The organism is Klebsiella sp. R445 (assembly GCF_051131755.1).
GTDB classification, from domain to species: Bacteria; Pseudomonadota; Gammaproteobacteria; order Enterobacterales; family Enterobacteriaceae; genus Klebsiella; species Klebsiella lignicola.
In genome coordinates this window covers 5206188-5219067 of sequence record NZ_CP180446.1, presented here as the reverse complement: position 1 = coordinate 5219067, position 12880 = coordinate 5206188, and the positions used below count along the sequence as shown (strand labels likewise).

Below are 12880 nucleotides of genomic sequence, written 5' to 3'. Positions count from 1 at the left end.
ATAAAAAACGCCGGCTTGGCCGGCGTCTGGCGACTCGTGTATACCTTAAGCTTTATTGTCTACTTTAGCGCGCGCTTCGTCACGCAGTTCTCGCCGTAAAATTTTTCCAACATTGGATTTTGGCAGCTCATCACGAAATTCAACCAGTTTCGGGACTTTATAGCCTGTCAGATGGCGGCGACAGAACGTCACCAGCGCCTCTTCGGTCAGCGCCGCGTCTTTTTTGACCACGAAAATCTTCACCGCTTCGCCGCTGCTTCCTGACGGTACGCCGACGGCAGCCACTTCCTGAACCCCGGAGTGCTGCATCACCACCTCTTCAATTTCGTTCGGGTAAACGTTGAAGCCGGAGACCAGAATCATGTCTTTTTTACGGTCGACAATGCGCATAAAGCCTTCTTCATCCATCACCGCGATGTCGCCGGTGTGCAGCCAACCGTCTTTGATAATCTCATCGGTGGAGTCCGGACGCTGCCAGTAACCCAACATCACCTGCGGCCCCTTCACGCACAGTTCGCCAGGCATACCCAGCGGTACTTCGTTGTCGTCATCGTCCACCAGTTTGACTTCGGTCGACGGTACCGGCAAGCCGATGCTGCCGCTGTGATAGTCAATATCATGTGGGTTCACGCTGACCAGCGGCGCGCACTCGGTCAGGCCGTAGCCCTCCAGTAGATACTGCCCGGTGAGTTTAACCCAGCGTTCGGCAACCACCTGCTGTACCGGCATTCCGCCGCCGGCAGACAGGTGCAGCGAGGAAAAATCAAGCTGCTGAAACTCTTTGTTATTCAGTAAAGCGTTGAACAGCGTATTCACCCCGGTCATCGCGGTGAACGGATATTTCGCCAGTTCCTTCACCAGCCCCGGAATATCACGTGGGTTGGTAATCAGCAGGTTCTGCCCGCCAAGCTCAATGAACAGCAGGCAGTTCATGGTCAGCGCAAAGATGTGGTACAGCGGCAGCGCGGTGACGACAAACTCTTTGCCCCGGTGCAGCAGCGGGCCGTAGGTCGCATTGACCTGTTCAAGGTTGGCCAGCATGTTGCGGTGGGTCAGCATCGCCCCTTTGGCCACCCCGGTGGTGCCGCCGGTGTACTGCAGGAACGCCAGATCCTCAGAGACAATTTCCGGCTTGATGTATTGCATCCGGTAGCCGTTATGCAGCGCACTGCGAAACGAGATGGCATCTGGCAGGTGATACTTCGGCACCAGCCGTTTGATGTACTTGACCACGAAATTGACCAGCGTGCCTTTCGCCGTGGAGAGCTGATCGCCCATGCGGGTCAGGATCACATGCTTCACCTGGGTTTTATCAACCACTTTTTCCAGGGTATGCGCAAAGTTGGAGACGATCACAATCGCCGCTGCGCCGCTGTCATTCAGCTGATGCTCTAGCTCGCGCGGGGTATACAGCGGGTTGACGTTCACCACGATCATCCCGGCACGCAGGATACCGAACAGCGCAATCGGGTATTGCAGCAGGTTTGGCATCATCAGCGCGACACGGTCGCCCTTTTGCAGCCCCAGCCCCTGCTGAAGGTAAGCGGCGAAGGCCCGACTGCGCTCTTCCAGCTTACGGTAGGTCATCACCTCGCCCATATTGATAAACGCCGGTTGGTCGGCGTAGCGAGCGGTGCCGTGTTCAAACAATTCAACCAGGGATTGGTAGCGGTCAGGATTTATCTCCGCCGGAACATCGGCGGGATAACGGTTTAGCCAAACCTTTTTCACTGCATCACCTCTGAAATAGTTATTCGTCGTCATCACAGCCCCTGATCAACAAACATTCTGTTAACATTATATTAACTCAGCGTACCAGTTTATTAATTAGGCGTTTTACAGGTTGCGAAGCGCGTCACTATTTATTTTTCTTATCAGGCCAGAAATGGCGAAACAGCGGACAAGCCGCTGTTTCGTCTGGCTTACAAAAACTGCAAAATCATTCAGTTACGACATTTCTGACTTCTGCAGGGCCTGGATTGTACCAGCCCCAGCCGCCATAGCCGTAAGCCCAGGGGCGCGGACCGATCATCCATGGGTCAATCGGCTGCGGTGGCATCACCACCTGCTGCACCACGTTCCAGCGCTTGTAGCCGGTCGCATTCATCAGCATGAATTTATACGGTGTGCTGCCGACTTTGCCGTCCACCGTCCCGGTAATCAGGCCGACGACGGTGACCAGTTGACCGCGGAAATCGACCGGGTCGAGGAAGCCGTTCACATCGGCATAAATACGCCCGCGCGAAGGCTCATTCAGCTCAGGTCGGGCGCCGCTGTCCAGCGGGACCGTCGCAATTTCCAGCCGGGTTTTGCCCTGCTGGTTCTGAATGTTGACGACTTTGCCGCCAAAACGGGCTTCCTGGCCGACATACAGCTGTGGTGCGGCCATCACCCGGACTAAATCTTGCTGTGGCGTCGGGCTGGTACCTTTAATGGCATCCGGCACGGAAACGCACCCACTTAACGCAGCGACAACGGCGCCCGCTAAAAACCAACGTACTACTTTGCTTTGACCCGCCATGATGCGACTCCTTCTCTCAGTCTTATGCTTACTGAGATTCATCCTCGGCCAGGAAGTTTCTTCCACGCCACTTCGTTACGCAAATAAACCGGTTCGGCTTTCTCTACGGCAACGGTTTTGCCACTGGCAAGCAGCACGCAGGCCAGCGGCAGCATGTCTTCTGCTGTCGGGAGCGTAATGTCACCATCAGTTAATGTCAGCGCTGAGTCCTTAGCCAGATCGGGCCAGGCTTGCCAGCCGGTCCCGACGGTCGCCCAGTCACCTTCGAGCTGTTGCAGGCGCTCGCTGACGGCTTCGGGTTTCAGCACCGCTTCAGTTTCTTCACCGTGCCAGACGCCCTGCTCATCACGCTGGTATTCGGCCCAATAGACCTCGCCCATTCGCGCATCAATAGCCGCCAGTACACGGGTAGCCCCGGTTTTACGCCATGCGCCCTGCGCCATGGTTGCCAGCGTCGACACGCCAATCATCGGCAATTCGGCCCCCAGCGCCAGTCCTTGTGCGATACCGATCCCAATACGCACCCCGGTAAAACTGCCGGGACCGCGGCCAAAGGCCAGCGCGTCGAGGTCAGTCAGCGACAGTTTGCTTTCCGTCAGGACATCCTGCACCAGTGGCAGAATACGTTGGGTGTGTTCACGGGGACAAATTTCGAAATGAGCACAAAGAGTGCCATCATTCCACAGCGCCGCGGAGCAGGCCTCCGTGGCGGTATCGATAGCCAAAATTCGCATGGGTTGTCGCGCTCTCGCTATAGCAGATTGACAAAATGGCGCGCAGCTTACCACATTTTGCGACAGATTACCTTGCTGGCGGCACGGCGAGAAAACGCACGGCCCGGCGAATATCGCGGGTTCGCGGTGCCGGCGGCAGGCTGGCCAGGAACACTGCACCATAGGGACGCATCACCAGACGGTTATCGCAAATCACCAGCACGCCGCGGTCGTCGATATCACGGATCAAACGCCCGACACCCTGCTTAAGGGTAATGACCGCATCCGGCAGTTGCACTTCGTCGAAGGGATCGCCGCCGCGCAGACGGCAATCTTCCATCCGCGCTTTGAGCAACGGATCGTCCGGCGAGGTAAACGGCAGCTTATCGATGATCACCAGCGACAGCGCATCGCCGCGCACGTCCACCCCTTCCCAGAAGCTGCTGGTCGCCACCAGCAGCGCGTTACCGGCACTGACAAACTGCTGCAACAGCTGGCCTTTGCTGGTTTCGCCCTGCAGCAGCACCGGCAACGTCATGGTGGCGCGGAACTGTTCGGCCAGGTCGCGCATCATCGCGTGAGAGGTACACAGCATAAAGCAGCGCCCGTCGTTCGCCTCAATCAGCGGTTTGAGCATCGCCGCCAGATGACGCGCCGCCCCAGGTTGATTGGGCAGCGGCAGATTACGCGGCACACAGAGCAACGTCTGGTGGGCATAGTCAAACGGGCTTGGCAACAGCAGCGATTGCGCCTCTTCAATGCCGAGGCGGGCGGTAAAGTGGTGCAGATCGTCATTTACCGACAGCGTGGCCGAGGTAAAAATCCAGCTGCCTGATTTTTGCGCCATGACCTCTTTGAATTTTTCCGCCACGGTCAGCGGGGTGAGCGCCAGGGTAAAATGACGGGAAGTGCATTCGTACCAGTAGCTAAAGCCCGGCTGGTTAATCTCTTTCAGGCGCTTCAACCGCGCACGGTAAACCGTGGCGCGCTCAAAAGCCGCATCCAGCAACGCCGAGCGGCCAAGCGACAGCTTCGCCACGTCGTAACAGAGTTCAAGCGCATCATCGAGCAGCAGCAGCGCACGTTGAATATGACTGTCCGCCAGCAGATCGCGCAGATTGCCCCGGTAGCCGGGATCCCCCAGCTGCAGGCGAAAATCCTGCGCGCTCTGGGCCAGGCGGTCGGCGCATTTTTGCAACTGCAGGGTATCTTTTAGCTCGGTGCGGTAGGCGATGGTGATGTCTTTTGCCAGATCCAACAGCTGACGGCTGGAGAGCGACTGACCAAAATACTGGCTGGCGATGTCGGGAAGCTGATGGGCTTCATCGAAGATCATCACTTCAGCCTCGGGGATAAGCTCGGCAAAGCCGCTCTCTTTTACCACCATATCGGCGAGGAACAGGTGATGGTTCACCACCACCACATCGGCATCCATCGCTTTTTTACGCGCTTTGACGACAAAGCAGTCCTGATACACCGGGCAGTCGCTGCCGAGACAGTTATCGTTGGTGCTGGTGACCAGCGGCCAGGCCTGAGAATCTTCGGCAACGCTGACGCAGGTGCTGATGTCGCCATCGAGGGTCTGATTTGACCACGAACGCAGCAGAATAACATCACTCAGGGTTTGCACCGGCAGATCGCCGCCGGCCAGGGTCTGCTGCTCCAGGCGTTCAAGACACAGGTAGTTCGAGCGACCTTTGAGCAACGCCAGCTTACCGGTGAATTTTAACGCTTTTGCCACCGTCGGCAGGTCGCGACTGTACAGTTGATCCTGCAGCGCTTTCGAACCGGTGGAGATAATCACCTTCTTATTGGCCCGCAGCGCAGGTGCCAGATAGGCGTAAGTCTTGCCGGTACCGGTCCCCGCTTCCACCACCAGCGGCTGCGCCTGTTGGATGGCCTCAGCCACCGCGATCGCCATCTGGCGCTGCGGCTCGCGTGGATTGAATCCGGGAATCGCTTTGGCCAACTGGCCGTCTGCTGCAAAATCGTCGATCACAATACCCCCTGGTGATTTGGACAGTGATTATGTCAGGCAGCAGACCTTTTCACCAGTCCGGGTAGTGACGCAGGCGGCACATTATGGCAGTCTTGCCCGCAGTCTGATGGAATGAAACCAAGGAAATGATAATGACAATTACGCGTATCGATGCTGAAGCCCGCTGGTCTGATGTAGTAATTCACAACCAGACCATTTATTACACCGGCGTGCCGGCAAACCTCGAAGCGGATGCGTTTGAGCAAACCGCGAACACCCTGGCACAGATTGACGCCGTGCTGGAAAAACAGGGCAGCAACAAGTCGCGTATTCTTGATGCCACCATCTTCCTTGCGGATAAAAGCGATTTCGCGGCGATGAACCAGGCATGGGACGCGTGGGTTGTGGCTGGCCATGCCCCGGTGCGCTGCACCGTTCAGGCCGCCTTAATGAAGCCGGAATACAAAGTCGAAATTAAAATTATCGCTGCGGTTTAATTACTCGTCTTCATCTTCATCTTCATCTTCAAAGCGCGCCACGATCCGGTCACCGGTATGGCTGGCGCGCAGTTCATTGGCGACCAGCGAAATCGCTTCACCGCTGCTCATCCCCTGGGACATCAGTTCGTGGATACGTTCTACCGCTTTTTGCTGCTGCTCGTGGCTCAGCGAAGGTAAACCTGCAAACATAACTCACTCCTGCTACATTGTGTGGCGTCATTATTTCATGCCGCTCGTCTGATATTCCAGAGGACGGCAACGCTTAGGATCGAGGAAGATGTTGTCCCCCGCTATTATTACCCTGCCCTGGCACCCGGATGCTGCCGAGCGCTACTTTACGCCGTTGAGCACCGCCCCATGGGCCATGCTGCTGCATTCCGGCTTTGCCGACCATCCCCATAACCGTTTTGACATCATCGTGGCCGATCCGTGCGCCACGCTGCTTACGCGCGGCGGGACAACCACGGTGGATGACGGCCAGAGCCGCAGCCAGTCGACGCAAGATCCGTTGACACTGTTACAAACGCAGCTGGACAAGCGGGGATTAACACCCGTGGCGCATCCCCATTTGCCGTTCCTCGGCGGCGCGCTGGGACTGTTCGGTTACGACCTTGGCCGGCGCTTTGAATCTCTGCCCTCGCACGCGGTGGCGGATATCGCCCTGCCCGATATGGCCGTGGGGATCTACGACTGGGCGCTGATTATCGATCATCAACGCCAGGAAGTCTCGCTGCTTAGCTACGGCGATCCGCATGCCCGTCTACAATGGCTGCAAGCACAGTCCGCCGCAGCTACCGCGCCGTTCGCTCTGACTTCCGCCTGGCGCTCTAATATGAGCCGCGAGCAATATGGCGAGAAATTCCGTCAGGTTCAGGCCTGGCTGCACAGTGGCGACTGTTACCAGGTCAACCTGGCCCAACGTTTTCAGGCCAGCTACCGTGGCGATGAGTGGCAGGCGTTTTGCCAATTGAATCGCGCCAATCGCGCGCCGTTCAGCGCCTTTATTCGCCTCGAGGACGGCGCCGTGCTCAGCCTGTCTCCGGAGCGTTTTATCCAGCTTCATCAAGGTGAGATCCAGACTCGCCCGATCAAAGGCACGCTGCCGCGGCTGGCCGATCCGCAACAGGATGCCCTGCAGGCGGAAAAACTGGCCCACTCAGCAAAAGATCGGGCAGAGAATCTGATGATAGTCGACCTGATGCGCAATGATATTGGCCGGGTTGCCGAGCCCGGTAGCGTCCGGGTTCCGGAACTGTTCGTCGTGGAACCCTTCCCGGCGGTGCATCATCTGGTGAGCACCATTACCGCCAGGCTGCCGGCCCGTCTTCACGCCAGCGATCTGTTGCGCGCGGCGTTCCCCGGCGGCTCCATTACCGGCGCCCCTAAAGTGCGGGCGATGCAGATTATTGACGAGCTGGAGCCCCAGCGGCGTAACGCCTGGTGCGGCAGTATCGGCTATCTCAGCCTGTGTGGCAATATGGACACCAGCATTACGATCCGCACGCTGACGGCGTACCAGGGAGCGCTATACTGTTCTGCCGGCGGCGGTATTGTGGCCGACAGTGAAGAGGCCGCTGAGTATCAGGAAACCTTTGATAAAGTTAATCGAATCTTGCAACAACTGGAGAGCTAGACCATGGCGGATGACGCCCTCGCGCTGGACGACTTTCTTTCTCGCTTTCAACTACTGCGCCCGCAGCCATCGCGCAGCGCGCTCAATCAGCGCCAGGCGGCGGTGCTGGTGCCCATCGTGCGTCGGCCGCAGCCCGGCCTGCTGTTGACGCAGCGATCGCCGCGGTTACGTAAGCACCCGGGTCAGGTCGCCTTCCCCGGCGGGGCCGTCGATAACACCGATGCAACCCTGATTGCCGCCGCGCTGCGTGAGGCCCAGGAAGAGGTTGCGATTCCTCCCGATCGGGTGGAGATTATCGGCGTTCTGCCGCCGGTGGACAGCGTCACCGGCTTTCAGGTCACGCCGGTGGTCGGCATTATTCCGCCCAATCTTCACTATCATGCCAGCCAGGATGAAGTGTCGGCAGTGTTCGAAATGCCGCTTGCTGAAGCATTGAGCTTAAGCCGCTACCATCCGCTGGATATCCATCGCCGCGGGAATTCGCATCGTGTCTGGCTGTCGTGGTATCAGCACTATTTTGTCTGGGGCATGACCGCCGGTATTATTCGCGAACTGGCCCTGCAAATCGGCATCAAACCCTAGCCTTCCTGTTTACGGCTGACGCAAAGGTAACCCTGACCCGCGACAGCCGGTTTCCCCTGTGCAATCCACCCTCTGAGATAGCGTATATACTTAAAATGAGATTGCGCTCTCACCATTAGTAATTTCGCCGTTATCCATTAATTTAATTCATGTGAATAGTTAAGCTGATGGTGCGGTTCCCTCTTACACTATGCGCAGTTTTCACATCGTTACCGCCACTGCGGTAACCCTGTCAGGAGTGTTATCGTGATTAGTATATTCGACATGTTCAAGGTGGGGATCGGTCCCTCATCTTCCCATACTGTAGGGCCGATGAAGGCCGGTAAACAGTTCGTCGATGACCTGGTCGAAAAAGGATTGCTTAATGAAGTGACCCGGGTGGCGGTTGACGTCTACGGCTCGCTTTCATTAACCGGCAAAGGCCACCATACGGATATCGCCATTATTATGGGCCTGGCGGGCAATCAGCCCGATACGGTCGATATTGATGCCATACCTGGATTTATCCGCGATGTCGAAACCCGCGGACGTTTGCTGCTGGCACAAGGTCAGCACGAAGTTGATTTCCCGCACGATGACGGCATGCGTTTTCGTAGCGACAACCTGCCGCTGCACGAAAACGGTATGACCATTCATGCCTGGGCTGGCGAGAAAGAGATCTACTGCAAAACCTATTACTCCATCGGCGGCGGTTTTATCGTCGATGAAGAACATTTCGGCAAAGACAGCGTGGATGAGTTAAGCGTGCCTTATCCCTTCAAGTCGGCGCAAGAGATGCTGGCTTACTGTAAAGAAACCGGGATGTCGCTCTCCGGTATGGTGATGCAGAACGAACTGGCGCTGCACAGCAAGAAAGAGATTGAAGACTATTTTGCTCACGTCTGGCAGACCATGCGTGCCTGTATCGATCGAGGCATGAACACCGAGGGCGTGTTGCCTGGTCCTCTGCGCGTACCGCGTCGGGCATCGGCACTGCGTCGCCTGCTGGTAGCCAGCGATAAACTGTCCAATGACCCGATGAACGTCGTTGACTGGGTGAATATGTTCGCCCTGGCGGTCAACGAAGAGAACGCCGCCGGCGGGCGCGTGGTCACCGCACCGACCAACGGCGCGTGCGGTATCGTCCCTGCCGTACTGGCCTACTATGACCACTTTATCGAGTCGGTCAGCCCGGATATCTATATTCGTTACTTTATGGCCTCCGGAGCCGTGGGGACGTTATACAAAATGAACGCCTCCATTTCCGGTGCTGAGGTGGGCTGTCAGGGTGAAGTCGGCGTCGCCTGTTCAATGGCGGCGGCGGGCCTGGCTGAACTGCTTGGCGCCAGCCCGGAGCAGGTGTGCGTCGCGGCGGAAATCGGTATGGAGCATAACCTGGGTCTGACCTGCGACCCGGTGGCCGGACAGGTACAGGTTCCGTGTATCGAACGTAACGCCATCGCTTCGGTGAAGGCGATCAACGCCTCACGGATGGCGATGCGTCGCACCAGCGAACCGCGCGTCTCCCTCGATAAAGTTATCGAGACCATGTACGAAACCGGTAAAGACATGAACGCCAAGTATCGCGAGACGTCTCGCGGCGGCCTGGCCATCAAAGTTCAGTGTGACTAAACTATTTTTTATCCAAATGCGCCCACCGGGCGCATTTTTTATGGTATTTATTTACACCCACTACACTTGCTCACTCGCGGTTGTTATTCTCGTCCGCATTCAGAGCCGACAGGGTGTCGCGCATGCACAATGCTCAGAAAGTCATTTCGACTTACCGCCGTAAACGCGTTGTCATTTGTTTGATTGTGGCGTTGTTGACGTTAACGACCACACTGGTTATCCGATTTATTTCACAGCGTAGTTTAAATCAACAACGTATCCAGAGCACCACTCATCAGATGGTGGTGGCCATGGATAAAATGCTGCGCCCTTTATCAGAGCAACAGCATCCCTTGCTACAGCTGGTAGGGAAACCGTGCCAGGATGTCCGCCTGCCGCTGCGCAAACTGGCGGCGTCACTGCAAACCGTACGCTCCATCGCCCTGGTAAAGTCCCAGACGCTGTACTGCTCCAGTATCTTTGGCGACCGTAACCTTGCCATTCATCAGCTGCAGTCGGCGCTCCCTTCTCCGCAGCCATTGCTGATGCTTTCAACAGATCACTCGCTGCTGCTCGGCTCGCCGGTATTAGTGCAATGGTATCCCTCCCGGTTTAACAGCGCCGATGGCGTGATGATCGTCATCAACATTGAACTGCCAGGGGAGTTAATTCTCGCCGCAAAATCACCCCTGATTACCGGTATCGGGTTGAGCGTCGGCGCGCAGAATTTTATTCATGGTATCGGCATCACCGAGCAGCAAGTGCCGCCCGGCGAGAAGATGATTTACCACCAGCAGTCAACCCAGTTTCCATTCGCCATTAACGTCAGCGGCCCCGGTGCCACGGCTATCGCCCTTGCGGAACTTCCTGGCGCACTGCCGCTGGCGCTGATCCTCAGCGTGATGCTGGGTGGCATGATGTGGCTGATTACGGCGGGGAGAATGAGCTTTGCCCGGGAGATCAGCCTCGGTATCGCCGCCCGCGAATTTACGTTGTGGTGCCAGCCGCTAAAAGATCTGCGGTCGCAAAAATGCGTCGGCGTCGAGATTTTGCTGCGCTGGAACAATCCGCGTCGCGGAAATATCCCTCCCGATGTATTCATTCCTCTCGCGGAAGGGGCGAACTTAATTGTGCCCCTCACCCGCTATGTTCTGAAGGAAACCGCACGCCAGCTATCGCAGTTCCCGGAGGATAAAAATTTTCATATCTCGATTAACGTCGCCGCCCGCCATTTTGCCAACGGCGAACTGATGCGCGATTTGCATCATCTGTGGTTCAGCGCCCACCCGGTGCAGCAACTGGTGGTGGAGCTAACCGAACGCGATGTGCTGCAGGAGGGGGATCACCATATGGCGGAGCTGCTGCACTTTAAAGGGGTGATGCTGGCGATTGATGATTTCGGTACCGGAAATAGCTCACTGACATGGCTGGAGAAGCTGCGCCCGGACGTATTGAAAATTGATAAGTCCTTCACCAGCGCCATCGGCGTCGATAGCGTGAATACGACGGTGACTGATATGATCATTGCCCTGGCGCGCCGCCTGAATATCCTGACGGTTGCCGAGGGCGTTGAAACCGCAGCTCAGTCGCGGTATCTGCAGCAGCACGGGGTTGATGTCCTGCAGGGGTTCTACTACGCCAGACCGATGCCAGTCGCGGCGTTTGCGCAATGGCTGGCAGAGCATGGTGAAGGCTGATAAAAAAACCGGCCAGCCCCCTGAGGAGGCTGACCGGTCAGCATGACGGCGAGAGCCGATTACTCGTCTTCGTGATTCTCGTGCTGGGTTTTAATCACCCGCACCAGATCGACACGATAGTTGTTCGCTTCCACGATAGTAAACTGCAGCGGATCCCGCTCCACCACATCGCCAACGCGCGGGATATGGCCGTTCACGGCAATGACCAGTCCGGCTACCGTCGCGATATCGTCCTCTTCATTGACCAAATCGTCCAGCCCCACCGCCTGTTGCAACGCGTGCAGGTCCGTAGAACCTTTAATCAACCAGCCGTCGCCATCGGCGACGATTTCCGGGGTTTCATCGGCATCCGGGAATTCACCGGCAATCGCTTCCAGGACGTCCAGCGGCGTAACCAGACCTTGTACCACACCAAATTCATTGGTGACGATGACAAAGCTCCCACGTGCCCGACGCAGTACACCCAGCAGGTTGATCGGGTCCAGCGTTTCCGGCACCACAATTGCCGGTGAAGCCGAGGCCAGCGCCGCGACATTCTCACCCGCTTCCAGCGCCACCAGCATCTCCTTCGCCCGGACGATACCGATGATTTCATCCAGTTCGCCGCGGCACACCGGGAACAAACTGTGTGGTGAAGAAAGCAACTGGCGACGAATCTCTTCTTCGCTTTGCTCCACGTCCACCCAGCTAATTTCACCGCGCGGGGTCATGATGCCGCGCAACGAACGCTGAGCCAGGGTCAGAACCCCGTTGATCATGTAGCGTTCTTCTTCGGCAAACGCCCCTTCAGGCACCGGAACCGGCGCCGGGCTATCACCATCGTGGCTCACAGCGTGTTGTTTACGTCCGCCCATCAGGCGCAAAATCGCATCCGCCGTACGGGCGCGCAGCGGCAGCGTTGACTGATGGCGAATAAAGTTACGACGCGCAATCTGATTGAAGAACTCGATGGTGATCGAGAAGCCAATCGCGGCGTACAGGTAGCCTTTCGGAATATGGAAACCAAAGCCTTCAGCCACCAGGCTCAGGCCAATCATCAACAGGAAGCTCAGGCACAGCACGACCACTGTCGGATGCTGGTTAACGAAGCGGGTTAACGGCTTCGATGCCAACAGCATCACCGCCATGGCAATCACTACCGCCGCCATCATCACCGGCAGATGGTTCACCATACCAACGGCAGTAATCACCGCATCCAGCGAGAAGACCGCATCCAGCACCACGATTTGCAGTACCACCACCCAGAAGCTGGCATAGCCTTTACCATGACCTTCGTCGTGCTGGCGATTCTCCAGCCGCTCATGCAGTTCCGTGGTGGCCTTAAACAGCAGGAACAGCCCCCCGCCCAGCATGATCAGGTCGCGTCCGGAAAAGGTTAAATCGGCGACGCTAAACAGCGGTTTAGTCAGGGTCACCATCCACGAAATAACCGACAGCAGACCAAGTCGCATAAACAACGCCAGCGACAGACCAATCAAACGCGCTTTATCACGCTGTTTAGGTGGCAGCTTATCCGCCAGGATGGCGATAAAAACCAGGTTGTCGATACCGAGCACGATCTCCAGTACGACCAGCGTCAGCAAGCCGACCCAGATAGAGGGATCCATCAAGAGTTCCATGAGTTGCTCCAGTTGACGACAGACGAAGTCATCGTGATGTCACGCAC

The 12880-nt window shown here is 57.0% G+C and carries 11 protein-coding genes; 5 read left to right on the top strand and 6 right to left on the bottom strand.

Annotated features, from left to right (window positions below; genetic code table 11):
* Positions 1 to 45: 45 nt before the first annotated feature.
* The 4 genes from fadD to ACMYSN_RS24550 all read right to left on the bottom strand — a co-directional run bounded on the left by fadD (position 46) and on the right by ACMYSN_RS24550 (position 5233).
* Entirely contained in the window at positions 46 to 1731 is a 1686-nt protein-coding gene (gene fadD / locus ACMYSN_RS24565) for a long-chain fatty acid--CoA ligase (RefSeq protein WP_462496493.1), read from the bottom strand.
* 208 nt (positions 1732 to 1939) lie between these two features.
* Positions 1940 to 2521, bottom strand: coding sequence for a Slp family lipoprotein (locus ACMYSN_RS24560; protein ID WP_462496492.1), 582 nt, complete (start codon positions 2519 to 2521; stop codon positions 1940 to 1942).
* 38 nt (positions 2522 to 2559) lie between these two features.
* Positions 2560 to 3255, bottom strand: a complete 696-nt coding sequence (gene tsaB / locus ACMYSN_RS24555) for a tRNA (adenosine(37)-N6)-threonylcarbamoyltransferase complex dimerization subunit type 1 TsaB (RefSeq protein ID WP_123754858.1) — start codon at positions 3253 to 3255, stop codon at positions 2560 to 2562.
* Between the two features lie 67 nt (positions 3256 to 3322).
* Entirely contained in the window at positions 3323 to 5233 is a 1911-nt protein-coding gene (locus ACMYSN_RS24550; RefSeq protein WP_462496491.1) for an ATP-dependent DNA helicase, read from the bottom strand.
* A 131-nt stretch (positions 5234 to 5364) separates the two neighbouring features.
* Between ACMYSN_RS24550 and ACMYSN_RS24545 the strand changes: the two genes are divergently transcribed.
* On the top strand, positions 5365 to 5709 hold the full coding sequence (locus ACMYSN_RS24545; protein WP_174508055.1) for a RidA family protein: 345 nt from the start codon (positions 5365 to 5367) through the stop codon (positions 5707 to 5709).
* Here ACMYSN_RS24545 and ACMYSN_RS24540 read toward each other — a convergent pair whose 3' ends face one another.
* The gene (locus tag ACMYSN_RS24540) at positions 5710 to 5901 is read right to left on the bottom strand and encodes a YoaH family protein (RefSeq protein ID WP_462496490.1); all 192 of its coding nucleotides are present in this window, start codon (positions 5899 to 5901) and stop codon (positions 5710 to 5712) included.
* A gap of 88 nt (positions 5902 to 5989) precedes the next feature.
* Between ACMYSN_RS24540 and pabB the strand changes: the two genes are divergently transcribed.
* The 4 genes from pabB to ACMYSN_RS24520 all read left to right on the top strand — a co-directional run bounded on the left by pabB (position 5990) and on the right by ACMYSN_RS24520 (position 11214).
* The gene (gene pabB / locus ACMYSN_RS24535) at positions 5990 to 7345 is read left to right on the top strand and encodes an aminodeoxychorismate synthase component 1 (RefSeq protein WP_462496489.1); all 1356 of its coding nucleotides are present in this window, start codon (positions 5990 to 5992) and stop codon (positions 7343 to 7345) included.
* A gap of 3 nt (positions 7346 to 7348) precedes the next feature.
* Positions 7349 to 7927 carry a CoA pyrophosphatase gene (locus tag ACMYSN_RS24530; protein WP_123754862.1) on the top strand — a complete coding sequence of 193 codons (579 nt, stop codon included), beginning with the start codon at positions 7349 to 7351 and terminating at the stop codon, positions 7925 to 7927.
* Positions 7928 to 8173: 246 nt separating this feature from the next.
* The gene (sdaA, locus tag ACMYSN_RS24525) at positions 8174 to 9538 is read left to right on the top strand and encodes a serine dehydratase alpha family protein (RefSeq protein WP_462496488.1); all 1365 of its coding nucleotides are present in this window, start codon (positions 8174 to 8176) and stop codon (positions 9536 to 9538) included.
* 122 nt (positions 9539 to 9660) lie between these two features.
* On the top strand, positions 9661 to 11214 hold the full coding sequence (locus ACMYSN_RS24520) for an EAL domain-containing protein (RefSeq protein ID WP_462496487.1): 1554 nt from the start codon (positions 9661 to 9663) through the stop codon (positions 11212 to 11214).
* A gap of 59 nt (positions 11215 to 11273) precedes the next feature.
* Here ACMYSN_RS24520 and yoaE read toward each other — a convergent pair whose 3' ends face one another.
* The gene (yoaE, locus tag ACMYSN_RS24515; RefSeq protein ID WP_462496486.1) at positions 11274 to 12833 is read right to left on the bottom strand and encodes a TerC family protein; all 1560 of its coding nucleotides are present in this window, start codon (positions 12831 to 12833) and stop codon (positions 11274 to 11276) included.
* Positions 12834 to 12880 lie beyond the last annotated feature (47 nt).